Origin of the sequence: Roseococcus suduntuyensis, from assembly GCF_014196305.1 — a bacterium.
In the GTDB taxonomy this organism is placed as follows: Bacteria; Pseudomonadota; Alphaproteobacteria; order Acetobacterales; family Acetobacteraceae; genus Roseococcus; species Roseococcus suduntuyensis.
This window is the reverse complement of the sequence record NZ_JACIDJ010000009.1, coordinates 1-23,591: the sequence shown is the minus strand read 5'-3', so window position 1 is coordinate 23,591 and position 23,591 is coordinate 1. Positions and strand designations below refer to the sequence as shown.

The 23,591-nt window shown below is 70.3% G+C and carries 21 protein-coding genes and 2 pseudogenes; 12 read left to right on the top strand and 11 right to left on the bottom strand.

What is annotated here, in order from left to right; all coding sequences use genetic code 11:
* Window positions 1-5: 5 nt before the first annotated feature.
* The 4 genes from modC to GGQ83_RS18495 are packed head-to-tail and all read right to left on the bottom strand — an operon-like array spanning window position 6 to window position 3,319.
* Window positions 6-1,088 carry a molybdenum ABC transporter ATP-binding protein gene (gene modC, locus GGQ83_RS18510; RefSeq protein ID WP_184386474.1) on the bottom strand — a complete coding sequence of 361 codons (1,083 nt, stop codon included), beginning with the start codon at window positions 1,086-1,088 and terminating at the stop codon, window positions 6-8.
* Window positions 1,088-1,789, bottom strand: a complete 702-nt coding sequence (gene modB / locus GGQ83_RS18505) for a molybdate ABC transporter permease subunit (protein WP_456315760.1) — start codon at window positions 1,787-1,789, stop codon at window positions 1,088-1,090. Before modB ends, modC begins: the two co-directional genes overlap by 1 nt.
* The gene (gene modA / locus GGQ83_RS18500; RefSeq protein WP_184386473.1) at window positions 1,786-2,559 is read right to left on the bottom strand and encodes a molybdate ABC transporter substrate-binding protein; all 774 of its coding nucleotides are present in this window, start codon (window positions 2,557-2,559) and stop codon (window positions 1,786-1,788) included. The genes modB and modA overlap by 4 nt, the downstream gene beginning before the upstream one ends.
* A 22-nt stretch (window positions 2,560-2,581) precedes the next feature.
* Complete coding sequence (locus GGQ83_RS18495; RefSeq protein WP_184386472.1) at window positions 2,582-3,319, bottom strand: SDR family NAD(P)-dependent oxidoreductase; 738 nt, start codon at window positions 3,317-3,319, stop codon at window positions 2,582-2,584.
* 90 nt (window positions 3,320-3,409) lie between these two features.
* On the opposite strand from GGQ83_RS18495, the gene GGQ83_RS18490 reads away from it, so the two are divergent.
* From GGQ83_RS18490 to GGQ83_RS18460, 7 genes are all read left to right on the top strand, one after another.
* Entirely contained in the window at window positions 3,410-4,027 is a 618-nt protein-coding gene (locus tag GGQ83_RS18490; RefSeq protein ID WP_184386471.1) for a class I SAM-dependent methyltransferase, read from the top strand.
* A 50-nt stretch (window positions 4,028-4,077) separates the two neighbouring features.
* Complete coding sequence (locus GGQ83_RS18485) at window positions 4,078-5,883, top strand: ABC-F family ATP-binding cassette domain-containing protein (protein WP_184386470.1); 1,806 nt, start codon at window positions 4,078-4,080, stop codon at window positions 5,881-5,883.
* Complete coding sequence (locus tag GGQ83_RS18480) at window positions 5,880-6,902, top strand: rhamnan synthesis F family protein (protein ID WP_184386469.1); 1,023 nt, start codon at window positions 5,880-5,882, stop codon at window positions 6,900-6,902. Before GGQ83_RS18485 ends, GGQ83_RS18480 begins: the two co-directional genes overlap by 4 nt.
* A gap of 86 nt (window positions 6,903-6,988) precedes the next feature.
* Complete coding sequence (locus GGQ83_RS18475) at window positions 6,989-7,807, top strand: ABC transporter permease (RefSeq protein WP_184386468.1); 819 nt, start codon at window positions 6,989-6,991, stop codon at window positions 7,805-7,807.
* On the top strand, window positions 7,797-9,188 hold the full coding sequence (locus tag GGQ83_RS18470; protein WP_184386467.1) for an ABC transporter ATP-binding protein: 1,392 nt from the start codon (window positions 7,797-7,799) through the stop codon (window positions 9,186-9,188). Before GGQ83_RS18475 ends, GGQ83_RS18470 begins: the two co-directional genes overlap by 11 nt.
* Complete coding sequence (locus GGQ83_RS18465) at window positions 9,172-10,539, top strand: glycosyltransferase (RefSeq protein WP_184386466.1); 1,368 nt, start codon at window positions 9,172-9,174, stop codon at window positions 10,537-10,539. The genes GGQ83_RS18470 and GGQ83_RS18465 overlap by 17 nt, the downstream gene beginning before the upstream one ends.
* Window positions 10,536-10,775 (top strand): hypothetical protein, encoded by a 240-nt coding sequence (locus tag GGQ83_RS18460; RefSeq protein ID WP_184386465.1) that lies wholly within the window; start codon window positions 10,536-10,538, stop codon window positions 10,773-10,775. The genes GGQ83_RS18465 and GGQ83_RS18460 overlap by 4 nt, the downstream gene beginning before the upstream one ends.
* A gap of 18 nt (window positions 10,776-10,793) precedes the next feature.
* Here GGQ83_RS18460 and GGQ83_RS18455 read toward each other — a convergent pair whose 3' ends face one another.
* The 6 genes from GGQ83_RS18455 to GGQ83_RS18430 form a co-directional block, all read right to left on the bottom strand.
* Complete coding sequence (locus GGQ83_RS18455) at window positions 10,794-11,993, bottom strand: glycosyltransferase family protein (protein ID WP_184386464.1); 1,200 nt, start codon at window positions 11,991-11,993, stop codon at window positions 10,794-10,796.
* Window positions 11,990-13,225 (bottom strand): glycosyltransferase, encoded by a 1,236-nt coding sequence (locus tag GGQ83_RS20345; RefSeq protein ID WP_207017781.1) that lies wholly within the window; start codon window positions 13,223-13,225, stop codon window positions 11,990-11,992. The genes GGQ83_RS18455 and GGQ83_RS20345 overlap by 4 nt, the downstream gene beginning before the upstream one ends.
* Before the next feature lie 17 nt (window positions 13,226-13,242).
* Window positions 13,243-14,550, bottom strand: coding sequence for a glycosyltransferase (locus GGQ83_RS18445; RefSeq protein ID WP_184386463.1), 1,308 nt, complete (start codon window positions 14,548-14,550; stop codon window positions 13,243-13,245).
* Window positions 14,550-15,743 (bottom strand): glycosyltransferase, encoded by a 1,194-nt coding sequence (locus GGQ83_RS20340; protein WP_184386462.1) that lies wholly within the window; start codon window positions 15,741-15,743, stop codon window positions 14,550-14,552. Before GGQ83_RS20340 ends, GGQ83_RS18445 begins: the two co-directional genes overlap by 1 nt.
* Before the next feature lie 10 nt (window positions 15,744-15,753).
* Complete coding sequence (locus GGQ83_RS18435) at window positions 15,754-16,842, bottom strand: TylF/MycF/NovP-related O-methyltransferase (RefSeq protein ID WP_242534760.1); 1,089 nt, start codon at window positions 16,840-16,842, stop codon at window positions 15,754-15,756.
* 223 nt (window positions 16,843-17,065) lie between these two features.
* Window positions 17,066-18,676, bottom strand: coding sequence for a glycosyltransferase family 2 protein (locus GGQ83_RS18430; protein WP_184386461.1), 1,611 nt, complete (start codon window positions 18,674-18,676; stop codon window positions 17,066-17,068).
* A 90-nt stretch (window positions 18,677-18,766) separates the two neighbouring features.
* On the opposite strand from GGQ83_RS18430, the gene GGQ83_RS18425 reads away from it, so the two are divergent.
* The 5 genes and pseudogenes from GGQ83_RS18425 to GGQ83_RS18405 all read left to right on the top strand — a co-directional run.
* Window positions 18,767-20,056 (top strand): hypothetical protein, encoded by a 1,290-nt coding sequence (locus GGQ83_RS18425; protein ID WP_184386460.1) that lies wholly within the window; start codon window positions 18,767-18,769, stop codon window positions 20,054-20,056.
* A 41-nt stretch (window positions 20,057-20,097) separates the two neighbouring features.
* A complete protein-coding gene (locus GGQ83_RS18420; protein ID WP_184386459.1) occupies window positions 20,098-20,958 on the top strand; it encodes a dTDP-4-dehydrorhamnose reductase family protein in 861 nt (286 codons plus the stop codon).
* Entirely contained in the window at window positions 20,958-21,998 is a 1,041-nt protein-coding gene (locus GGQ83_RS18415; RefSeq protein ID WP_221223561.1) for an SDR family NAD(P)-dependent oxidoreductase, read from the top strand. The genes GGQ83_RS18420 and GGQ83_RS18415 overlap by 1 nt, the downstream gene beginning before the upstream one ends.
* Complete coding sequence (gene wecB, locus GGQ83_RS18410) at window positions 21,998-23,122, top strand: non-hydrolyzing UDP-N-acetylglucosamine 2-epimerase (RefSeq protein ID WP_184386458.1); 1,125 nt, start codon at window positions 21,998-22,000, stop codon at window positions 23,120-23,122. The genes GGQ83_RS18415 and wecB overlap by 1 nt, the downstream gene beginning before the upstream one ends.
* Before the next feature lie 235 nt (window positions 23,123-23,357).
* Window positions 23,358-23,474, top strand: a pseudogene (locus tag GGQ83_RS18405) (IS630 family transposase); the annotation flags it as partial.
* 16 nt (window positions 23,475-23,490) lie between these two features.
* Here GGQ83_RS18405 and GGQ83_RS18400 read toward each other — a convergent pair.
* Window positions 23,491-23,591 (bottom strand): annotated as a pseudogene (locus tag GGQ83_RS18400) (IS5/IS1182 family transposase); the annotation flags it as partial.

Genomic DNA, 23,591 nt, shown 5'->3' with positions numbered 1-23,591 from the left:
ACGCTTCACCCCGGCGCGTGGTCCAGCGCCACCGCCTTGAGCAGGGCGAAGACCTCATCCCCCTCGCGCAGTTCCAGCCTCGCCACCGCGTCGCGCAGCACGCGCGAGAGAAGCACCGCCTCCCCCACCCGCAGCCGCAGCAGCACCTCATCCGGATGCTGCGCCGAGGGCGTGATGGCCACCAGGCGGCAGGGCAGGATGTTGTGGATGGACACCCCCTCCGGCCGCGTCCGCGCCACCGCGATGTCGCGCGCGCGCAGGCGGATTCGCAGCCGCGCGCCCGGCGCCTCGCGCCGCAGCGGCACCTCCAGTGTGCCGCCGGGGAAAGCAAGGCGCGTCAGCCCCCGCGCCGGGTCATGCGCGGCCACGGTGCAGGTCAGCACGGCGCCGGCATCCCGCCGCGCCGCGAGCGGCAGGTCGGGCCGCAAGGAGAGTTCGTCCGGGCTGCCCTGTGCCAGCACCCGGCCCGCCTCCAGCAGCACCAACGCATCGGCCAGCGCGTCCACCTCCTCCAGCGCATGGGTCACGTAGAGGATGGGCGGGCCTTCCATGTCCCGCAGACGCGCGAGGAAGGGCAGGATTTCGGCGCGGCGTGGCGCGTCCAGCGCCGCCAGCGGCTCATCCATCAGCAGCAGGCGGGGGCGGGAGAGCAGGGCACGGCCCAGCGCCACGCGCTGCTTCTCCCCGCCCGAGAGGGCGCGCGGGCGGCGGGCCAGCAGTCCGCCAAGGCCCAGCAGGTCCACCACCACCTCGAAGCCCGGCCCATCGGCGCCGGCGGGGGCCCGGCGCAGCCCGTAGCGCAGGTTGCCCTCCACCGAGAGGTGCGGGAACAGCCGCCCCTCCTGGAAGACCACGGCGCAGCGGCGGCGTTCGGGGGGCAGGAAACGGCGGGTGGCGGTGTCCAGCAGCGCCTCGCCCGCCAGCGTGACGCGGCCCTCATCGGGGCGGAACAGCCCGGCGATGGCGGCGAGGATGGTGCTCTTGCCGCAGCCCGAGGGGCCGAACAGCGCCGTCACGCCGGGCCCCGCCGTGAAGCCCGCGTCCAGCGCGAAGCCCGGGAAGCGGTGGCGCAGCCGCACCTCCAGCATCAGCCCCGCCCCAGCCAGCGGTGCATCCGCCGCGCGATGAGTTCGGCCAGCATCAGCCCGCCCAGGGCCAGCGCGAAGGAGATGCCGGCCAGCCGCGCCGCCGTGGCCTCGCCGCCGGGCGTCTGCGTGGCGGTGTAGATGGCGAGCGGCAGGGTCTGCGTCTCGCCCGGCACGTTGGAGGCGAAGGTGATGACGGCGCCGAACTCCCCCAGCCCCGCCGCGAAGGCGACCACCGCGCCGGCCAGAATGCCGGGCAGCATCAGGGGCAGGGTGATGGTGACGAAGACATCCCAGCGGCCGGCGCCCAGCGTGCGGGCGGCGGCCTCCAGCCCCTCGTCCACGCTTTCCAGCCCCAGCCGCACCGCGCGGACAATCAGCGGAAAGCCCATCACGGCGGTGGCCAGCACCACGGCGTCCGAGGTGAACACCAGGCGGATGCCGAACCATTCCTCCAGCGGCGCGCCGATGGGCCCGCGCACGCCGAACAGCATCAGCAGCGCCCAGCCCACCACCACGGGCGGCACCACCAGCGGCAGGTGCACCAGCGCATCCAGCAGGAAGCGGCCTGGGAAGCGCCCCCGCACCAGCAGCCAGGCCACCAGCACGGCCGGCCCCAGCGAGACCAGCACCGAGCGCGTGGCGACGCTGAGGCTGAGCCAGACGGCCTGCGCCTCCTCGGCCGAGAGCCAGCCCTCCATCATCCCGCCAGGCTGAAGCCGAGGCGGCGCCAGACGGGGGCGGCCTCGGGCCCGGCCAGGAAGTCGAGGAAGGCGCGGGCGGCGGCGTTGTCCGCGGCGCGGCGCGTCAGGGCGAAGGGGTAGGTCACGGGCGGGTGGCTGCCCGGCGGGAACAGGCCCGCCACCGCCACGCGCGCGCTGGCCGCGGCGTCGGTGGCATAGACGATGCCGAAGGGCGCCTCGCCGCGCTCCACCAGCAACAGGGCGGCGCGGACATTCTCGGCGCGGGCGAGGCGGGGGGACAGGGCATCCCATTGCCCCATCCATTCCATCGCGGCCCGTGCATAGCGCCCGGCGGGCACATGCGCCGGGTCGCCCACCGCGAGCCGCCCTCGCGGCCCGAGCAGGGCCAGAAGGTCGGTTCCGCGCGCCAGCGCCACCTGGCGCGCCTGGTCGGTGGGTGTGACGAGGGCAAGGGCATTGCCGATGGGGCTGCGCCGCGTCTCGGGCAGGATCAGGTTGCGCTGCTGCAGATGGTCCATCCAGGCCTCATCGGCCGAGAGGAAGAGGTCCGCCCCCGCCCCCTGCTCGATCTGCCGCGCCAGGGTGGAGGACGCGGCCAGCGAGACGCGCGGCGCGGGATGGCCGTGAGCGGCCCATTCCGCGCCCAGCAGGCGCAGCGCATCCGCGAGGCTCGCGGCCGCGAAGACCGTGACCGGCGCCTGCGCCCGCGCCTGGGGGGCGAGCAGCGGCAAGGCGAAGGCCGCGCGGCGAGGGATGCGTGCTGGCCCCATGGACTTGGCCTCGTGCCGTGCCTCAGCCCAGCATCTGCCCGCCATCCACCACGATGGTGTGCCCCGTGACCCAGCGCGCGGCCGGCGAAGCCAGGAACAGCACCACATCCGCCACCTCCTCCGGATGGCCCAGCCTTCCGAAGGGGATCGAGGCCAGGATGCGGTTGTAGAGGTCGGGCATGGTGGTCTTGCGCTGCTCCCAGGACCCACCCGGGAATTCGATGGAGCCGGGCGCCACGCCGTTCACCCGCACGCCATCGGGCGCCAGCACCGCCGCCTGGCTCTGGGTGTAGTTGATCAGAAGTGCCTTCACCGCCGCATAGGCCGGCCCGCGCGCCGAAGGCCCATAGCCCGAGATGGAGGAGAGGTTCACGATGCAGCCCCGCGCGGCCTTCAGCGCCGGAATGGCCGCGCGGCTGGCGCGCGTCGTCGCCAGCACGTCCACGTTCAGGCTGGCGGCCCAGCCCTCCTCGGTGTCGGCCATGCCGAAGCCGGAGGCGTTGTTCACCAGCACATCAATGCCGCCCAAGGCGCGCTCGGCCTCCGCGATGTAGGATGCGATCTGCGCGGCATCGCCCAGGTCACAGCTCGCCGCATGGCCCTTGGCGCCGAGCTCCGCCTTGGTCGCCGCCAGGGCCTCGGCGCCGCGCGCGCAGATGGACACCGCCGCGCCGGCCTGGGCGAACCCCAGCGCCACGCTGCGCCCGATGCCCTTGGAGCCGCCGCAGACCACCACACGCTTGCCGCTGAAATCGAACATCCTTGCCTCCCTGCCGGTACAGGCCGCACGCTCCGGCCCGACGGGGCGGCCGTCAAGCGCCCCGCCCCGGGAGAGCAGCGGAGGAACGCCATGGGCATGGGTTTCGGCGGCAGCAGCGTCTTCAACATGGCCTCGCCCTCGGCCAGCGCCACGAGCGTGACCCGCATCCTGCGCGACTATGTGGAGCCCGCGCCGGCTCGGCCCCGGCGCATCCTGGACGTGGGGGGAACACGGGCGGGCTTCGCCGCGCAGGCCAGCCTGCCGGCCCAGACGCAGCTCGTCATCGCCAACCCCGAACCCGGCGTGGGCGCCGACCTGCCCTATGCCGAGGACCTGCCAGGCAATGACCCGGGGTTCGACCTCATCATGCTGTTCGGCGTGATGATGTATCTCCCGCCCGCCGAGCTGCGGAAGCTGCTGACCGGCCTGCGCGACCGCCTGCGCGGCACGGGGACGCTGCTGATCGCCGAGCCCGACCCCGAGGGGGTGGTGGGCCGCGTCGAGATCGCGGCCAAGACGGTCTATGCCCTGGTCAAGAGCCTGCGCACGCCCACCCGCTTCCATTTCCACACGAAGGGCGAGACCGAGGCGCTGCTGCGCGAGCTGGGCTTCACCTCCGTCACGCCGCGCGAGGATCTGCGGCCCCGGCGCCCCTTCCCCCTCCCGCCGCCCCAGCCGCCCTACTTCATCCTGGCCGCGCGGCGGTAGCGTCAGGGGCGTGCCTTGACGGGCGGCCGCGCCCGACGCACGCAGCCCGGATGGCCGCCCCACCACTCCTGACCCTCGACGCCGTGCGTTTCACGCTTGGCAACACGCCCTTGCTGCAGGGGGCCGCGCTGGTCGTCTCGCCCGGCGAGCGGCTCGCCCTGGTGGGGCGCAATGGCAGCGGCAAGTCCACCCTGCTGCGCATCGCGGCCGGCGAGCTGGAACCGGAGGGGGGCGTCCGCTTCCTCCAGCCCGGCACCACGCTGCGCTACCTCCCGCAGGAGCCCGATCTGTCGGGTCATGCGACGGTGCTGGACTACGCGTTGTCAGGCCTGGGCCCGGCGGACGACCCCTACCGCGCCCGCGCCCTGCTGGAACGGCTGGGGCTGACGGGTGCCGAGGACCCGTCCCGCCTGTCTGGCGGCGAGGCGCGCCGGGCGGCCCTGGCCCGCGCCCTGGCCCCCGAACCCGACATCCTGCTGCTGGACGAGCCCACCAACCACCTCGACCTGCCCGCCATCGAATGGCTGGAGGAGGAGATCGCCTCCCTGCGTGGCGCCCTGGTGCTGATCAGCCATGACCGGCGCTTCCTCACGCGGCTCTCGCGCGCGACCCTTTGGCTGGACCGCGGCATCACGCGGCGCCTCGACCGCGGCTTCGGCGAGTTCGAGGCCTGGCGCGCCGAGACGCTGGAACAGGAGGAGCGCGACGCCCACAAGCTCGGCCGCCAGATCGCGCGCGAGGAACACTGGATGCGCTATGGCGTGACGGCGCGCCGCAAGCGCAACGTCCGCCGGGTGGCGGAACTGGCCGCGCTGCGCGAGGCCAAGCGCACGCGCGTGAAGCCCGTGGGCCAGGTGCGGATGGAAGCGGCCGAGGCCGCGCCCTCCGGCGCCCTGGTCATGGCCGCCGAGGAGGTCACAAAGGCCTGGGGCGAGCGCGTGGTGGTGCGGAACTTCTCCACCCGCATCCTGAAGGGCGACCGGGTGGGCGTGGTCGGCCCCAATGGCGCGGGCAAGACCACGCTGCTGAACATGCTGACGGGCAAGCTTGCCCCCGACAGCGGCCAGGTGAAGCTCGGCGCCAACATCGCGATGGCGAGCCTCGACCAGATGCGCGCGGCGCTGGACCCCAACGCCACCCTGGCCGACACGCTGACCGAAGGCCGCGGCGACCAGGTCTGGGTGGCCGGGCAGCCGCGCCATGTGGTGGGCTACATGCAGGATTTCCTCTTCGTCCCGCAGCAGGCGCGCACGCCGGTGGGCAAGCTCTCGGGCGGCGAGCGGGGGCGGCTGCTGCTGGCCCGCGCGCTGGCCGCCCCCTCCAACCTGCTGGTGCTGGACGAACCCACCAACGACCTGGACCTGGAGACGCTCGACCTGCTGGAGGAGATGCTGGGCGACTACGGCGGCACGGTCCTGGTGGTCAGCCATGACCGCGACTTCCTGGACCGCGTCTGCACCAGCCTGATCATGAGCGAGGGCGAGGGCAACTGGCAGGAATATGCCGGCGGCTACACCGACATGCTGGCCCAGCGCGGCGCGGGCGTCGCGGCGCGCGAAGTGGCGCGGGCGCCGCGCGCCACGCCGGCCGCGCCCAAGCCCGGCACGGCGGCACCCGCGAAAAAGCTCTCCTTCAAGGAGCAGCACGCGCTGAACACCCTGCCCGCCACCATGGAGAAGCTCGGCGCCGAGATCGCGGTGCTGCGCAACTGGCTGGCCGACCCCGACCTTTACAGCCGCGACCCCAAGGGCTTCGCCGCCCGCACCGCCGCCCTGGCCGAGCGCGAGGCCGCCCTGGCCGCGGCCGAGGAGGAGTGGCTGCGCCTCGAGATGCTGCGGGAGGAGCTGGAGGGGTGACGCCCCTTCTCACCGATCTCGCGACCGAGGGCGCGGGGACCACGCGGCTGCTGCACGGCCTCGCCACCCGCGCGCCCTCCCGCTTCCTGGGCCGCGTGGCCGAGGTTGGGTGGGAGCTGGCGACGACCGGCCTGCTGGACGCGCTGCGCCCGCTGCGGGGCGGCATCACGCGCGAGGCGCCGGGGCGCGCGGCGCCACGCGGGGGCTCGCTCGGCCTCTACCTGCATTGGTCGCCCGATGGGCGGGTGTCCGAGATGGTGCTGCGCCAAGTGGAAGGCTGGCGGGCGCAGGGCTTCGACATGGTCTTCGTGACCAACACCCGCATGCCCGAGGCCGACTGGGACCGCGCGGGCGAATCCACGGTGCTGCGCCTGGCGCGGGAGAATGTCGGGCGGGACTTCGGCGCCTGGCGCGATGCCGCGGCGCGGGCGCTGGCGCATGTCGGCACGCCCGATGAATTGCTGCTGGCCAATGACAGCGTGCTGGGCCCCATCCGCCCCCTGGCACCGCTGGTCGCCGCCTGGCGGGCCGGGGGCGAGGGGCTGTTCGGCATGACGGAAAGCTTGGGCGGCGGCGCGCATCTGCAATCCTACGCGCTGCTGGCGCGCGGCGGCCGCGCGGTGGAGGTGGTGGCGCGGCACCTGGCCGAATACCGGGACCGGCGCAGCAAGTGGCGGGTGGTGCGCCAGGGGGAGCTGGGCCTCACCGCCCGCGCCCGTGCCGAAGGCCTGCGCTGCGCGGCCCTGTTCGGCTATGCGCGGACGCTGTCGGCCATGGACCCGGCCACGCGCGCCGGCCTGGGTCCGCGCTTCGCCGACCCCGCGGCACTGGCGCGCTTCCCGCTCAACCCCACCCACCACCTCTGGCGCGTGCTGGTGGAGCGGATGGGCTTTCCTTACCTCAAGACCGAGCTGGTGCGGCGCAATCCCGGTGGGTTGCCGGGCGTGGAGGATTGGCGCGCGCTGGTCCCGCCCGACATGCTGCCGCTGGTCGAGGACCATATGGCGGCGTTGGGATAGGCCCCCGCTTGGACAAAGGCAGGGGCCTTCGCTAAGACAGCGCCGCTGCGTGTGAGCGGCATGCTTCCCCCAGCAGAAGGCTGTCCATGGCCCCCTCAGGTGTTTCGTTGCCCTTCCTGCTGCGCTCCGTCATCGCGCATCAGCAACTGATCGGCCGACTGGTCAAGCGCGAGGTCACGGCGCGGGTGCAGGGCAGCGTCCTCGGCCTGGCCTGGATGGTGCTGACGCCGCTGCTGACGGCCGCCGTCTTCACCTTCGTGTTCAGCGCCATATTCCAGGCGCGCTGGGGGCTCGAAGATGGCGGAACCTTCAGCTTCGCCATCATTCTGCTGGTGGGCCTCGCGGTGCACGGGATCTTCGCCGAGGCGATCGGCCGTGCGCCCACCCTCATCATCAACAACACGAGCTACGTCACCAAGGTCGTCTTCCCCCTGGAGATCCTGCCGGTGGTGGCCCTGCTGACCTCGCTGGTGAATGCCGGAATCTCGCTCATCATCGTGGTGCTGGGCCAGGTGCTGCTGAGCGGCGTGCTGAACTGGACGCTGATCTTCCTGCCGCTGGTGATCCTGCCCTACCTCGTCTTCGTGCTGGCGCTGCTGATGTTCTTCGCGGCCTGCGGGGTGTTCCTGCGCGATCTGGCGCAGGTCGTCACGCTGCTGGTCACGGTCTCGCTCTTCCTCACACCCATCTTCTACCCGTTGACGGCGGTGCCGCCCGCCTTCCAGACCGCGATGCGCCTGAACCCGCTGACGCTGATCGTGGAGCAGGGGCGCGCGGTGGTGGTGCAGGGCGTGCCACCGGATTTCCTGAGTCTGGCCATCTACCTGGCCTGCGCCCTGGCCGCGTTGGCGGCGGCGTTCTGGTTCTTCCAACGGCTGCGACCGGGCTTCGCCGATGTCCTCTGAAACCTCCATCACCGTCGAGGGCGTGGCCAAGGCCTATCGCATCTATCCCGCGCCCAGCGCACGGCTGTGGCAGGCCGTTGTACCGCGGCTGCGCCGGCTGGCAGCCCCCCTGCTGCGCGCGGCACGCCGCCCGGTCGAGGCAGCGCCCTTCTTCACCGAGCATTGGGCGCTCCGTGAGCTCAGCTTCTCGGTGCAGCGGGGCGAGACGGTGGGCGTCATCGGCCGCAACGGATCGGGCAAGTCCACGCTGCTGCAACTCATCTGCGGCACGCTGACGCCAAGCCTGGGCCGGGTCGAGCTGCGCGGGCGGGTGGCGGCGCTGCTGGAGCTGGGCTCGGGCTTCAACCCGGAATACACGGGCCGCGAGAACGTCTTCCTGAATGCCAGCGTGCTCGGCCTGACGCGGGAGGAGACGGTCGAGCGGCTTGACCGCATACTGGCCTTCGCCGACATCGGCGACGCGGTGGACCAGCCGGTCAAGACCTATTCCTCGGGCATGGCCATGCGGCTCGCCTTCGCGGTCATCGCGCATGTGGACGCCGATGTGCTCATCATCGACGAGGCGCTGGCGGTGGGCGATGCCTACTTCCAGCAAAAATGCCTGCGCTGGCTGCGCGGTTTCCAGGAAAGCGGCACCATACTGTTCTGCAGCCACGACACCGGCGCCGTGATGAATTTCTGTGAGCGCGCCATCTGGCTCGATGCCGGCAATGTCCGCATGATGGGCCCCGCGAAGGAGGTGTGCGAGGCCTACAGCGCCTTCATCAACACCGCCACCCAGACCCTTCCTGCCATGCGTGAGCGCAAGGCCCCGGGCGAGGGCGCCGCCTCCGCCGCCCCGCCACGCCGCGTGCTGCCCGCACCCCCGCCCCAGGACAAGCCGGTGGTCTTCGACTGGCTGGGCGAGAGCAGCAGCTTCGGATCGGGCGACGCCGAGTTCTCCTCCGTCCGCCTCACCACGCCCGATGGCGTGGAGCCCAGCTGGATCACGGGCGGCGAGGCGCTGCAGGTACGCGCCACGCTGCGCGTCCACCAGGATGTGGCCGATCCCATCTTCGGCTTCCACGTGAAGGACCGGCTGGGCCAGCCCATCATCGGCGACAACACGCTCTCCATCGGCACGCCGGTGCCGCGCGTGCTGCGCGCCGGACAGAGCGTGACGGTGCGCTTCAGCCTCAACCTGCCGCTGCTGGCCACGGGGCGCTATTCCATCACCTGCGCGATGGCGTCCGGCACGCTGGAGAACCATGTCCAGCACCACTGGGTGCATGACGCGCTGTTCTTCGACGTGCATTCGCCCTTCCGCAACGGGGTGCTGCTGGCCATCGACGGGTCCGAGGCGGAGGTCATGCTGGAAGAGCCCGGTGACGCCACCGCCTGACGCCACGCGCGTCTCCATCATCATCCCCGTCTACAACGGGGCCGACTACCTGCGGCAGGCCATCGACTCCGCACTGGCGCAGGACCACCCCGACACCGAGGTGGTGGTGGTCAATGACGGCTCCTCCGATGGTGGTGCCACCGACGCCATCGCACGCTCCTACGGCGCGCGGATTTGCTATGTCGAGAAGCCCAATGGCGGCGTGGCTTCCGCGCTGAACGCGGGCCTCGCGGCCATGACGGGCGAGGTGTTCTGCTGGCTCTCGCACGACGACATCCACCTGCGGCACAAGACCTCGCGCCAGGTCGCGGAATGGCAACGCCTGGGCCGCCCGCCCGCGCTGCTGTTCAGCGACTACCGGCTGATCGACGGCGCCGGCCGCCCCATGGGCGAGGCACGCTTCGACACCCGCATGCTGGCCGAGAAGCCGCGCTATGCCTTGCTGCGCGGCTGCGTGAACGGCTGCACGGTCTTCGTCCCCCGCGATATCCTGCGCGCGATGGGCGGCTTCGACGAGGCGCTGCCCACCACCCAGGACTACGATTTGTGGCACCGCATGATGGGCCGCGTGCCCTTCCTGCACATCCCCGAGATCCTGATCCAGAGCCGCCAGCACCCCACCCAGGGCTCACGCCGCGCCGACCACCGCGAGGAGGCGCGCGCGCTGTGGAATCGCATGGCGACCAGCGTGCCGGTGGAGGAGCAGGCGCGGATGGAGGGTTCCCCCTTCCGCTTCCTCGACGCCACCTCGCGCTTCCTCGCGCAGAACGGGCTGGAGGAGGCCGCCGCGGACCTCGCCCTGGCCGCGCGGCAGGCGCTGGGGGCCACGCTGGTCTCGGTGCTGCTGCGGCCCGGGGCGTGGCCCGAGCGCACCCATGCCTCGCTTGATTCAGTGGCGGCGCAGACGCACCCCACGCGTGAGGTCCTGCTGCTGGCCGGGCGCGAGGATGCCCGCCTTGCCGCCCTGCATCCCACCGCGCGCTGGCTGAAACCCGGGGATGACGATGCGGGCTGGCGCGCGGCGTCGGGCGACTGGTTGGCCCTGCTCGATGACGGTGCGGTGATGCTGCCCACCCGGCTTGCGAGGCAACTGCACGCGCTGGAGATGGCGGGGGCCGCCGTCTGCCATTCCATCGCCTGGCACCATGGCGGCGCGGACCACCGCCTCGCCCGCGCCACTCCCGACCGGCGGCCCGGGACCATGTTGCTGCACCGGCGCGCACTGGAGGCGGACACCGCCGCCCACCCCCATACCGCCACGCTGGAGGAACGCCTGCTGCGCCTGGCCGACAGCCCGGAGGCACTGACCTTGCCCGAGGCATTGACCGTGCTGCGGACAGCTCCTGCATGAAGCCCACAAGCCTGCCCGCCCGCCTGCTGGCCCTGACCCCGCAGGGACGGCGCCTCTTCGGCCTGCTGGCCACACAGCAGGCCGAGATCGCGCGGCTGCGCGAGAAGCTTCGGGTTCCGCCCGACGCCGCCCCCATGGAGCAAGCCGACGAGGATCCTGTGGTGCTCCGCGCTCTGCTGCGCGCGGCGGAAGCGGAGGCGGAATTCCTCAGGCGCGCACGGTCGCGGGACACATGACCGCCGCCCGCCTCGGGCTTAAAGCCCGAGGAAGCGCCGCACCGCCGCCCGCTGGGTCTCCAGCGTGAAATCCGCCTCGAAGGCCGCCGAAGCCGCCCGCGCGAAGCGCGCGAAGGCCGCCTCATCCTCCGCAAGGTTCAGCAGCGCGCTGTGCAGTGACGCCGCATCGGGCTGGGCCACGATCCAGGCGGCGGCGCGGCGCGCGAGATAGGTCGCGGGCGAACTGTCGGCACGGCCATGGAACAGCACAGGTCGGCCGGCCGCGAAATAGGTCGGCAGCTTGGAGGGGAAGGAGAGGCGCGACACCTGCTCCATCTCCGCACCGAAAGGATAGCCGCAATACAGGAGGTCAGCCTCCTCCGCGAGCAGCCGCACCACCTCGGCCTGGGGCTGCCAGCCGCGAAAATCCAGGTTCTCGGAGGGAATGGCACCAGGCGGCGGGCTGCCCCCCATGGCCAGCAGGCGCACGGTGCGTCCGGCCACGCGCCATTTCGCGTGGGTCAGGGCCGAGACGAGGGTCAGCCACTCCGCCTCGGCATAGAATTGCCCGGCCATGCCGATGGTGAGCGTGTCGGGGCGGTGCAGGACAGGTTCGGGCCGCCGCTGCACCGGGGTGTCCAGCGCCGCGATCACCGGCTCCCCGCGCAATCCGTAGCGCCGGGCGAAATGCTCGGTCATGGCCCAGGAGGCGCTGGCGCAGCTCTCGCCCGCGCGCATCACCCGGTCGAAGAGGCGGCGGTCCAGCCAGGCGTTCAGCCGGTCCACCCGGTGGGCCCGATGCCACCACTCCAGTGGGTCCCAGAGGTGCAGGCGCAGCGGCACGCCAAGACCGCGGGCGACTGGCAAGGCGAGGCGCAGCATGGTCTGCCCTTGCAGCACGCACCAAAGATTGTCCACCTCCTGCGCGCGGCCGAATTCCAGCGCCTGCGCGATGATGGGACGAAGCCGCAGCATGCGCTTGCGGAACTCGACGGCCGTCTGTCCGAGCGTGGTGATGGGCAGGCCACGCCAGCGGCGCACCCCGAACTCATTGGGCTTGTGCACCGTTACCATGGGAAGTTGGGCCAAGTCGGCGCAAAGCTCGGGCGTCAGATGCGGGTTCTGCACGTTGAAGACGGCGAGCTGCCCCGCCGGCACGGCCCGGCACATCTGCGCGGTCACGATCCCGGCGGTGTAGTTGGTGCAGGGCGGGATGTCGGTCAGCAGTAGGGTCTTCACGGGGCGGCCCCCCGACGGACCACAGCGCCGCGATAGAGTGTCGCGAGGCCATCGGCGAAGCCTGCCTCGCCATAGCGCGCCTCCGCCAGGGCGCGGCCAGCCGCGCCGCGGGCGGCGCGCTCATACGGGTTCTGGATCAGCCGCAGGATGGCTGCGGTCAGCGCCGGCACGTCTCCCGCTGGCACCGCGATGCCGATCTCGGGCGCCTGCGTCACCTCGGGCAGCGAGGTGCCGTCGGTGACGATGACCGGCTTGCCGCAGGCCATCGCCTCGATCGCCATCATGCCGAAGGCCTCCGCGCGGGAGGGCATCACAAAGAAATCCGCGGCCAGCAGGCTGTCTCGCACGAGAAGCGGGTCGGTGTTCCAGCCCAGCTCCACCACCTGATGCCGGTCCACGAAGGGCAGTGTCTGGCCATGCGCATGGGTGCTGAGCAGGCAGAGCTTCTCCGCCAGCTCCGCGGGCAGGCCACGCAGCGCCTCGATGACAAGGTCCCCGCCCTTGAACATGTTCTCCGCGGCGCCCCGGAAGCCGATCACGACGCGATCAGGGCGGATGCCCAGCCGGGCGCGGGCGGCCGCCACGTCGCCGGGGGTGAAGAAGTCCAGATCCACGCCGAAGGGCAGCAGGTGGGTGGAGAGGCCGCGCGCGATGGGCGACGCCTCGGCCATCGCCTGCATGTGGCGCGAGGCGAGAATCACCTCCACCCGGCTGCGGCCCACCACGCCCTGCTTCCAGCGATGCTGATCGGCCGTGCGGTCCCGGCGCATGGCGAAGGGCAGCGTGAGGTCCGGGCAGGCGCCGCATCCCGTCCGCCAGCGCCCGCAGCCCAGCGGATAGATACAATGGCCGGTCATGATCCAGGGGTCGTGCCACGTCCAGAGGCTGGGCTTGCGGCGGGTCAGGAAGGGCAGCGCGTCCAGGCTGAACCAGCCATCATGGATGAGGTGGTAATGCACCACATCGGCCTCGCGAAACCAGGGGTGCGCGGCCAGCAGGAAGGACTGGTATTGCAGCCGCGCATGGATGGACCGCGCACGTTCCATCCGTCCGAGCCAGGCGTTCATCCGCCGCGCGCCGCGCAGGGGCAGGAAGGCCCGCACGGTCGCGTCCTGGCTTTGCCGGTTCCACACCAGCATGCGCGATTGAATGCCGCGCTGCGTGAGGCGCGGGCCGATGGCGTGGCCGTTGAAGCGCCCCCCCGCCAGGTCGGTGCTGCTGACCTGGAGCACGCGCAGCGGCCCCGCCCTCACCGCGCGAGGTGCCCGAAGGCTTGGGCGTAGAAGTTGCGCACCTGGGGCTGCACCACCCGCGTGTCGAGCCGCGCCTCGACGACGGCGCGGTTCACTAGGGCGGCGTTGTCCACGAGCGCGTCATCGGTCAGGGCGCGTTCGAAGCGGCCGCAGATCACCTCGAAATTGTCGGGCGGGACGGCGAAGCCGCCCACGCCATCCTCGAACCACTCCTCGCAGCAGGAGGTGTTAGTCTGGATGGGGAAGGCGCCCATGGCCATGCTCTCGAGCACGGAGGTGCTGATCGCGTCCGAGAGGCTGATGCCCATGTACATCCGCGCGCGACCGAACTCGGCCAGGATGTCCTCATGCGTCGCCCAGTCGATGACGCGGATGTTCAGCACCCCCTGCTCGCGCAGTTCCAGCGCCCGTACGCGAGGCCGGGCGCCCGCCGAGAACATCACGATCTCGTGGCCGCGTAGCCGGTCCGCGAAGCGCTCCAGCACGGCCAGCGACACCATCGCCCGCCCCGCGAAATGATCGTAGCCCTTGATCATGATGGTCTTGCGGCGTGAAGGTGGCATGGGGCTGCGCAGCGGCGCGATCCGCGCGAGGTCGAGCCCGCCCGAATTGGGCAGCACGGGCAGGTCAGGCCCCGTGAAGCCCATCTCCCGCGCCAGGGTGATGTCGCGGTGGCACTCGCAGGAGTAGAGGTCCGCCGCCGCCAGCAACCGGCGGATCATGGCGGCATGGGCGGGTTCGCGGCCGAAGAGGTAGATGTCGCTGCCCCAGTTGGTCGCGAGCCAGGGCGGGAAGTTGTCCGCGCCCAGGATGTCGCGTGCGGCCAGCACGAGGTAGCCGCAATGCTGGAATTCCATGGAGTGGATCAGGTCCGGCTTCAGCCGCACGACGAGGTCCGCCAGCATGGCGGGGCCATGCGTGGCCGGGTAGTCCGCGCCCGTGTCGCCGAAGGGGATGCGGGCATCGGCCGGCTGCGGCGCCGCGGCCGGCATCTCCACCACCCGCACCGCACCGGGCGGAGGCAGGGGCAACGGGCGCTGCCGCAGCCGTCTCAGGATGCGGCGCGACGCCTCGGCGGTGTCGCGGAGTGCCAGGCCCGCGAAGCGGCGCACGCGCGTCAGCGGCCCAGGCCCCTGGGGCCGGGGCGGCGCGGGAACGTGCAGTGTGACGCCCCGCAGCAGGGAATTGGGCGGCCCGGCATCGATCCCGAACATGTGCAGATCCAAGCCGCTGTCGGCCACGCACTCCACCCAGCGGGCGGTGTGGGGGCTGCCATGTAGGCTGACGAAGAGGATGCGCGGCATCAGGCCCTCCCGGCCGGGAGGGTGGCCAACAGCCGCGCTTGGTTGGCATCGACGCGGAATTCCCCGGCAAGGGTCGTAGCGCGGGCGGCCATGCCGGCCCGAAGCCCCGGTTCATTGCGCAGGCGGAGCAAGGCGGCGGCCAGCGCGGCGGGGTCGGGCCGGTCCACGACCAACCCCGCCCCCTCGCTGCCCCCGCCGAACAGGCGGTTCACATAGGCCCCCGGCGGGGCATGCACCAGCACGGGCCGCCCCGAGGCCAGGTATTCCGCCGCCTTGGCCGGAGCGGAGGAGCGAATCACCTCCGGGATCGCGCTTTCGAAGGCCAGGGGCAGGAACAGGATGTCGGCCATCTGCTGCGCCGCCAGCGCCTCGGCATGCGGCAGATGCGGCCGCACCCGCACCCCCTCGCCCGCGAGTCCCATCTCGGCAAGTTGCGCCTCGGTCTGCGCCGTATGGATCACCAGTTCGAAACCCTCGCTGGAGCGGATGGCGGAGAGCAGGTTCCGCAGCGCATCGACCTGCGCCCCGTAGACGGAGCCGGTGTAGAGAATCCGCACCGCGCCGGGGGCGGCCGGCCAACGGGCCGGCGGTGGGGCGAACGCGCCATCGGCCGCGGGGTTGCGAACCAGGGTGGCGTGGCGCGCGCGCGGATTTCGCGCGACGAAATCCTCGGCCATCACCTCATTGGGCGCGATGGGTTGGCAGCGCCCGGCCCAGCGGCGCTCCCAGAAGCGGGCGAAGCCGCGATAGGGGGTATCGGCCGGCCATTGCATCACCGGGTCGTCGAACAGCCAAGCCAGGAAGGGCAGGCGCAGACGTTCGGCGGCGAGCCAAGCCGCGGGGAGATCGAAGGGGCTGCCGGAAGCGGCAATCACCGCCTGCACCGGCTCCGCCTGGAGAGCGCGGATGATCTGCCAGGCGCGGCCGAGCACCGTCGCCATGAGGCCGGCTAGGTTGTTCACGCGCGGCAGACAACCCGCGCCGCGGCCCTGGTAGAGCAGGAAGCGCGGCGGATTCAGCGTGATGCGGGTGCCGAAGCCCGGCATGCCCGCTTCCGGCGCGGCCGGATGGTCCGTGAACCAGCGCGGCGGCGCGACCACCGCCGCCGTCAGGAGTTGGCCCAGCACGCGCGCCTGCCCGCTGGCGGCTGGCGGGATGGCGGTGCTGATGACGGCAAGGCGGGGCGCCGGCACTAGGGCGCCATCATCGCGGCACCTGCCACCAGACGGCCGCCCCGTCCACCGGCTCAAGCGACGCCGTGATGCCGCGCGCGGCGCGGAAATCCTCGATGGCGCGGGCGCAGGGGCCCAGGATGTAGTCGTCCACGATGACGTAGCCGCCCGGCGAGACCTTGTCGTAGAGCGCGTCCAGGGCCTGGATGGTGCTTTCGTACATGTCGCCGTCCAGCCGCAGCACGGCCAGGCGCTCGATGGGCGCGGTCGGCAGCGTGTCCTTGAACCAGCCCTCCAGGAAGACCACGCGCTCGTCCAGCAGGCCGTAGCGGCGGAAATTCTCCGCCACCTGCTCCTGGTTGATGGCCAGCTGCTGGTAGGTGCTGTGCTGGTCGCCGACATCGGCGGGGAAGGCCTCCGCGTCCGGCTCGGGCAGGCCGCGGAAGCTGTCGGCCACGAAGACGCGGCGCGTGGCATCCCCATGCGCGGCCAGGATGCCGCGGGCATAGATGCAGGCGCCGCCGCGCCAGACGCCGGTCTCGATGAAGTCGCCAGGCACGTCCTCGGCCAGGGCGCGCTCCAGCAGGTGGCGCAGGTTCCGCATCCGCGCGGTGCCGATCATGGTGCAGGCGGTGGCCGGCCAATCACGGCCGATGGCGCGGCGGCCCGGGTCGTAGGTGCCCGCGGTCCAAGGGTCTATGGAAACGTCGTCGCTCAGTACCCCGGTGAGGCTCAGCTCCAGCAGGTCGAGGTAAAGCGTGGCCGCCTGCCCGCCTATCGAGCCTTGCGGCTGTGCGATGCTGCGCACGAGCCCATCCAGCGAGGCGCGCGAGGCGAGGACCTGGGCCTCCACGGTCTTCATCGCCCAGGCCAGCTTGTCCCGGGCATCATGGATCTCGGAGGTGAGGCTGGACCGGAGCCCGTCCATCTCCTGCCGCAGGTCCCGCCCCAGCGTGGCCTGGACGTTGGCGCGTTCCAATGCGGCCTGACGTTCGCGCTCGGTGGCCTGGAGGCTGACGCGCAGGGCCCCGGTCTCCTCGCCAAGGTGTCGGAACCGCCGTGCGGCCTCCTCCAGGGTAAGAGGGGCGCGCCCGGACTGCTGCATGGCGTCCTGGAACATCCGCAGCTGTTTCCTGGCATCACGGGCAAGGGCTTCCCCGGCGGCGTGCCTCTCATCAGCCGCTGCCTGCGCAGCCTGGGCGGCGGCATGTTCCGCCTTGGCCGCCTCCATTTGCTGGAGCAGCGCACCCGAGTGGCGTATGGCCACAAGGCAGTGGACCAGGGGCCGCGCACCGGGAATGCCCCGCAGGATGCGCCTTGCCAGCCCAGCTTCGTTCGTTTGGTCAGGCATGTGCCGCCTCCTTGGACTCTAGACTGGTCAGGAATGCCTCCAATTGATCCACCTGCGCCCGATGGCGAGCCAGCTCCGGGTCTTCCCGCACCCCAGCCAGTATGCCGGCCACGCCCCTGCGCAGCTTCGCAGGGTCGTAGGCATTGGAACTGCCACTGGTCCGCACCACGGTCAGCGCCTCGTCCAGCCCCGCGAGCGGATGACGAGACCCAACCCGGAGCCAGAGCAGCACATCTTCGCCGACGCGCAGCGTGTCTGGAAACACAAAGCCGTCCTCCCGCAGGGCGCGGCGCAGCATCACCGTGGGCGTCGCTATGCCGCAGGAACCAATGATCGCGGGAAAGCGGTTGCCCACGCCCGAGTCCATCCGCGTGAAGCTGCCGCTAGGCAGGTCGAAACGCATGTAGCTGGTATGCGAGAGCGCCAGGCCCTCGACCTCCATGAAGCGGAGTTGGCGGGTGATCTTTTCGGGCAGGAAGAGGTCGTCGGCATCGAGGAAGGCGACGTAGCGGCCCTGCGCCACGGCCCAGCCCGCGTTGCGAGCGGCGGCGGGGCCAGCATTTGGCTGTCGCAGGAAACGGCCGCGCGGACCAAGGGCCGCCACCGCCGCCTCGACCGGGGCCATGTCCTCCGTGCTGCCGTCATCCACCACGATGACCTCGACATGCGGATGGGTCTGTTCTGCCGCGCTCAGGATCGCGCTCACCGTCATGTCCGGCGCGTTGAAGCAGGGGATGACGACGGAGACCAGGGTGCGGGCGACCACTTCCTCCGCCATCGCCTCGAAGCGCCGCCCGGCGTCGGGCAGCTTGTTGTCCGCCATGAAGCGCGCCATGCGGCTAAGAAAGAGGAAGGGCGAACCTTCCAGCACAGTCATCTCCGCCTCGGTCAGCCCTTCGACGAAGCGGGTCCACATGGCGGTCGCCTCGACCACGTGGTCGATCTTCTTCGAGCCCTGCTCGTCATGCCAGCGACTCTCGATCAGCACTTCGGGGATGTGGCGGAAGCGGTGGCCACGAATCATGCGGTGCCAAAGGTCGTAGTCCTGGGTGGTGGGCAGGCCCTTGTCGAACACCCCCACGCGCTCGAACAGCCGGCGCGGCACGAAGATGGAGCAGCCATGGATGCTGCCCCGCAGCAAGGCGTAGAGGGGCTTTGCCTCCAGCATGGCATGGTCGAGCCGGACATCAGTGATGTGGGTGCCGGCGGCGTCGATCAGACGATAGTCGGAGAAATACACCTCGTCCGGGCAGCCCGCCGCCTGCCAGATCGCAACCTGGCGCGAGGTCTTGTGGGGCAGGTGGGTGTCATCGTGGGAAAGCCAGCAGAAGACGTCGCCCGTCATGGCCGCGATGCCCGCGTTGAGCGCTGAGGCCACGCCGCCATTGGGTTTCGCGATATAGCGGATGCGCTCACCGTAGGAGAGGGCCACGGCCTCGGTCGCACCCTCATCGCGCGAACCGTCATTGACAACGATGACCTCGGTGTTCGCGTAGTCCTGGGCCAGGGCACTGTTAATCGCGGCGCGCATGTAGTTCGTCCCGTTGTAGACGGGAATAATGATCGAGACGCGGGGGGAACGACCGGGAGGCGAAAGGGGCATGGCGTCGTGCGTATAGCGATGCGCCCTGTCTGAGTCATCACCCTCAACGCTGGAGTGGCGGCACAGTCCTTTTCGTTGTAATTCCGCGCTATGCTGAACCTGAAGAGTGTTGTCGGACGCCTCCGCAAGGCCTTTAGCCTCTCACCAACGGTGCCTGGCGAGCCAACACCCGAGCCGAAAGAAGAGCCTGAGGTGGACCGGCTGATGGCCAGGGCCGTCGCCCTGAAGCAGCAGGGCGACGTCGCTGCGGCTTGGTCCTGCCTACTCCGGGCCTTGCCGTTGGTGCCTGAGCCGCGGCCGCTTGGCGTCCATCTGCTGCATGCGGGCCTCGCCGTGCGGATGGGGCTTATGGGTGAGGCGGAGAGCGCCGCCCGCTTGGCCATGCAGATCACCGAGGGACGAGACCACACGATGGCGCGCTACGCCCTGGCCAGCCTGCTCGCTGTCACGGGCCGGCCAGAGGAGGCGCAGCGCCTCTTCGCCGAGCCTGCCGAAGTAATGCTGGGTCACGGGGGCATCGCATGCACCAGCGCCATACGGCTGCTGCTTCCGGACACGCCCCCGCCCGATGCCGCGCTTCCGTTCTCTCGTGTCATGGATGCGCCACGCGGAGTGCCGCCCGACCCTTCCCGCCCGCTGCTTTTCGCGGCCGGGGATGGTGCCTACATCTCCCGCTTCGGCCCCGCCTATGCCGCCGCCGCCGCACGGCAGGGCGTTGGCGTGCAGTTGCATGTGGTAAACCCGGAACCTGGGCTTGAACCACTCCTGGAGACGCTCGCAGGGCGGGTCTTCCTCACCAGCGAGCGGAGCACGCTCGACGGCTGGGACGATGGCGCACGGCGCGCCTATTATAGCTGCGCGCGGTTGCTGGTCCTCCCCGAGGTGCTAAAGCGCCAGGCGGGGCCGGTAACCATGACGGACCTCGACCAGCTGCTGTTGAGAAGCCCAGCCGCGCTGTTTCGCGCCGAAGATGATGTTTCCCTGCTGCGGCTTCCGGGCAACGAATTTAACTTCCTCTCCTATGTCTCGGCCACTTTGGCTGTGTTCCGGCCAGGGCCCGGCAGCGGGCGCTTTGCCGCCACTGCGGCAGGGCTGCTCCGCGCCTGTCTCGCGGAGCGGGCACCGCAGTGGCACACCGACCAGGCCGTGCTGGCCGCGACGCTGTTGGGCGGCCAGGGATTTACCTCAGGCGCGGTTGACCCTGCCCTTGTGCACCTGGCGGAGACGGAACCCACACTGCATGGCCCCGCCTGCTTCTGGTCCATCACCGCCTCCCTCGCCGCCAACGCTCAGAAGGAGCAGGCGGCGACTTTCCGCGCCTTTCTGGAGGGCAGCTCGGGCCGGCACCGCGAATTGACAAGCAGCGATCGCCAGGGCTAGCGAAAGGGCCACGCGCGAAAGGCGCAGGAGATCCCCCTTCCATGAAGATCCTGGTCCTTGGCGGCAGCGGCATGCTGGGCCACACCGCCTATCGCGGCTTCGCGGCCGCCCCCGGCATCGAGGCCTTCGCCACCCTGCGCGGCGACGGCGCCCGGCGCCATTTCCCCGAGGCGCTCCAGGCCGGCCTCGTCAGCGGCGTGGACGTGCTGGACACCGATGCGCTGGCCACGGTCATGGCTCGCATCCGGCCCGACGTGGTGGTGAACTGCGTGGGGCTGGTGAAGCAGCTGGCCTCCGCCAAGGACCCGCTGGCGGCGCTGCCCATCAACGCCATTTTCCCGCACCGCCTCTCGCGCCTCTGTGCGCTGCTGGGCGCACGCATGGTCCATGTCAGCACCGACTGCGTGTTCCGCGGCGACCGTGGCATGTACAAGGATGACGACTTCGCCGATGCGGACGACCTCTACGGCCGCTCCAAGCTGCTGGGCGAGGTGGATGCGCCGCACGCCATCACCCTGCGCACAAGCATCATCGGACGCGAGCTGTCGGGCAACCACGCGCTGGTGGACTGGTTCCTGTCCCAGAAGGGCAAGGTGCGCGGCTTCACCCGCGCCATCTTCAGCGGGCTGACCACCGACGAACTGACACGCGTGATCCTCCGCCACGTCCTGCCCCGGCCGGATCTGCATGGGGTGTGGCAGGTCTCGGTGGCGCCCATCTCCAAGCATGACCTGCTGGTGCTGCTGCGCGACGCCTATGGCCGCGACACCGAGATCGAGGCCGATCCCTCCTTCGTGCTGGACCGCTCGCTGGACAGCACGCGCTTCCGCAACGCCACCGGCTACGTGCCGCCCGAATGGCCCGCCATGATCGCCGCCATGCGCGCGCAAGGTGAACCCTGATGAATCTGCAAGACATTGTCCGCCAACGCACCATCCTGATCACGGGCGGTACCGGCTCCTTCGGCCATGCGGTCGTGCGCCGCTTCCTGAAGGAGGGCGTGGGCGAGATCCGCATCCTCTCGCGCGACGAGAAGAAGCAGGAGGACATGCGGATCGCGCTCGCCGATGACCGCCTGAAGTTCTTCCTGGGCGATGTGCGAGAATACAACAGCGTGCTGGACGCCATGCGCGGCGTGGACTTCGTCTTCCACGCGGCCGCGCTGAAGCAGGTGCCTTCCTGCGAGTTCCACCCGATGGAGGCGGTCCGCACCAACGTCCTCGGCGCCGAGAACGTCATGCAGGCGGCGCTTGCCTGCGGGGTCGGCCGCGTGGTCGCGCTCAGCACCGACAAGGCCGTCTATCCCATCAACGCCATGGGCCTGTCCAAGGCGATGATGGAAAAGCTCACCATCGCCAAGAGCCGCAACGCGGGGCCCACCGTGCTCTGCGCCACGCGCTACGGCAACGTGATGGCCTCGCGTGGATCGGTCATTCCGCTCTTCGTCAAGCAGATCCGCGAGGGCAAGCGGCTGACGGTGACGGACCCCAACATGACGCGCTTCCTCATGTCGCTGGACCAAAGCGTGGATCTGGTGCTCTTCGCCTATGCCAACGCCCAGCAGGGCGACATCTTCGTACAGAAGGCGCCGGCCTGCACGGTGGGCGTGCTGGCCGAAGCGATGCGCCGGCTGTTCGACACCGACATCCCCATCGAGATCATCGGCACCCGCCATGGTGAGAAGCTCTACGAAAGCCTGATCTCACGCGAGGAAATGGTCCGTGCCGAGGACTTGGGCGGCTTCTGGCGCATTCCGGCCGATGCGCGGGACCTCAACTACGCCAAGTTCTTCACCGATGGCGAGCCGCGCATCTCGGAGGCCGAGGACTACACCAGCCACAACACCGAGCGCATGGACGTGGATGCGGTGGTGACGCTGCTCTCCGGCCTCGACTACATCCAGCGTGCCCTAGCTGGCGAGCCCGCCTCGGATCTCGGCTGATGCGCAAGGTCATGACCATCGTCGGCACCCGCCCCGAGCTCATCAAGATGAGCCTGGTGATCGAGGCGCTGGACAAGCTGACGCACCACGTCCTGGTCCACACCGGCCAGAACCATGACTACGAGCTGAATCAGGTCTTCTTCGACGACATGGGCATCCGCAAGCCCGACCATTTCCTGGCGGCCGCCGGCACGGGCGCCATGGACACCATCGCGCGCGTGCTGACCAGCGCGGACGCGGTGATGGAGGCCGAGAAGCCCGAGGCGCTGCTGCTCTATGGCGACACCAATTCGGGCCTCGCCGTCATTGCCGCCAAGCGCCGCAAGATCCCCGTCTTCCACATGGAGGCCGGCAATCGCTGCTTCGACCAGCGCGTGCCGGAGGAGTTGAACCGCAAGGTCATCGACCACCTCAGCGACGTGAACATGACGCTGACCGAACATGCCCGCCGCTATCTGCTCGACGAGGGCCTGCCGCCCGAGCGCATCTTCAAGGTGGGCTCGCACATGGCAGAGGTGCTGGACCGCTTCCGTGACAAGATCGCCGCCAGCGACATCTGCGCGCGGCTGGGCGTGGAGCCGGAGAAGTTCTTCGTCGTCAGCGCGCATCGCGAGGAGAACGTGGACAGCCCCGCGCGCCTGGCCAAGCTGCTGACCTGCCTCGACCGCCTGGCGCGCGAATATGGCTGGCCCGTCATCACCTCCACCCATCCGCGCACGCGCAAGCGGCTGGAGGATGCGGCCCTGGACGGCCTTTCGCCGCTGATCCGCTTCCTGCCGCCCTTCGGCTTCACCGACTATGTTCACCTCCAGACGGCGGCCCATTGCGTGCTGTCGGACAGCGGCACCATCACCGAGGAAGCCGCGCTGCTAAACTTGCCGGCGGTCACGCTGCGCGACGCGCATGAACGGCCCGAGGGTATGGATGCCGGCACCCTCGTTATGGCCTCGCTGGAGCCGGAGCGCGTGCTGGACGCAGTGCGCGCAGCGCGCCTAGGCATTGGCTCACGCTTAGCCGGCCGGGTACCAGACTACGAGGCAGACGGCGTAGCAGGCAAGATCGTTCGCATCGTGTTGTCGTATATAGACTATGTAAACCGGGAGGTCTGGAGCATACGAGCCTAGATCGCGTTTACATTTACCTGAGCCATAGGATGTTAGCGACGAGGGTAACAACGGAGAGGTATTTCATATTGTCTTTTCGAAGCGTGTGGCGACGCGGCAGAACTGCTGGATTTTGCTGAATCAGCACTTTATAAGAGTGGCGCTACACGTACAGGAACTTGTTGAATCGGAGGGGGATTCCCCGGCGCGGGGCTGATCTGATTCAAGGTGTCTGTCGGCAAGGAGGCCGGCAGACATGTCCAAGGCACTGTCGGTCGACCTTCGGGAGAGGGTGGTGGCGGCGGTCGCGGCAGCAGCGTCCTGTCGTGCCGCAGCGGTACGGTTCGGGGTCAGCGCGTCGAGCGCGATCCGCTAGGCTCTGGACTCATTCAGCGCCAGCAGATGATCACGGCGGCGATGGCGACGGCGGAGGCGAAGTTCCGAGCGAGCTTGTCGTAGCGGGTGTGGATGCGTCGCCAGTCTTTCAGCC

Bases quoted from the DNA above. Each gene is read 5' to 3' on its own strand.
- GGQ83_RS18430 (WP_184386461.1), bottom strand. From the start codon at position 18,676: ATGCCCCTTTCGCCTCCCGGTCGTTCCCCCCGCGTCTCGATCATTATT.
- GGQ83_RS18415 (WP_221223561.1), top strand. From the start codon at position 20,958: ATGAATCTGCAAGACATTGTCCGCCAACGCACCATCCTGATCACGGGC.
- wecB (WP_184386458.1), top strand. From the start codon at position 21,998: ATGCGCAAGGTCATGACCATCGTCGGCACCCGCCCCGAGCTCATCAAG.
- GGQ83_RS18490 (WP_184386471.1), top strand. From the start codon at position 3,410: ATGGGCATGGGTTTCGGCGGCAGCAGCGTCTTCAACATGGCCTCGCCC.
- modC (WP_184386474.1), bottom strand. From the start codon at position 1,088: ATGCTGGAGGTGCGGCTGCGCCACCGCTTCCCGGGCTTCGCGCTGGAC.
- GGQ83_RS18470 (WP_184386467.1), top strand. From the start codon at position 7,797: ATGTCCTCTGAAACCTCCATCACCGTCGAGGGCGTGGCCAAGGCCTAT.
- modB (WP_456315760.1), bottom strand. From the start codon at position 1,789: ATGATGGAGGGCTGGCTCTCGGCCGAGGAGGCGCAGGCCGTCTGGCTC.
- GGQ83_RS18495 (WP_184386472.1), bottom strand. From the start codon at position 3,319: ATGTTCGATTTCAGCGGCAAGCGTGTGGTGGTCTGCGGCGGCTCCAAG.
- modA (WP_184386473.1), bottom strand. From the start codon at position 2,559: ATGGGGCCAGCACGCATCCCTCGCCGCGCGGCCTTCGCCTTGCCGCTG.
- GGQ83_RS18485 (WP_184386470.1), top strand. From the start codon at position 4,078: ATGGCCGCCCCACCACTCCTGACCCTCGACGCCGTGCGTTTCACGCTT.
- GGQ83_RS18420 (WP_184386459.1), top strand. From the start codon at position 20,098: ATGAAGATCCTGGTCCTTGGCGGCAGCGGCATGCTGGGCCACACCGCC.
- GGQ83_RS18425 (WP_184386460.1), top strand. From the start codon at position 18,767: ATGCTGAACCTGAAGAGTGTTGTCGGACGCCTCCGCAAGGCCTTTAGC.
- GGQ83_RS18435 (WP_242534760.1), bottom strand. From the start codon at position 16,842: ATGTTCCAGGACGCCATGCAGCAGTCCGGGCGCGCCCCTCTTACCCTG.
- GGQ83_RS18445 (WP_184386463.1), bottom strand. From the start codon at position 14,550: ATGCCGCGCATCCTCTTCGTCAGCCTACATGGCAGCCCCCACACCGCC.
- GGQ83_RS18460 (WP_184386465.1), top strand. From the start codon at position 10,536: ATGAAGCCCACAAGCCTGCCCGCCCGCCTGCTGGCCCTGACCCCGCAG.
- GGQ83_RS18475 (WP_184386468.1), top strand. From the start codon at position 6,989: ATGGCCCCCTCAGGTGTTTCGTTGCCCTTCCTGCTGCGCTCCGTCATC.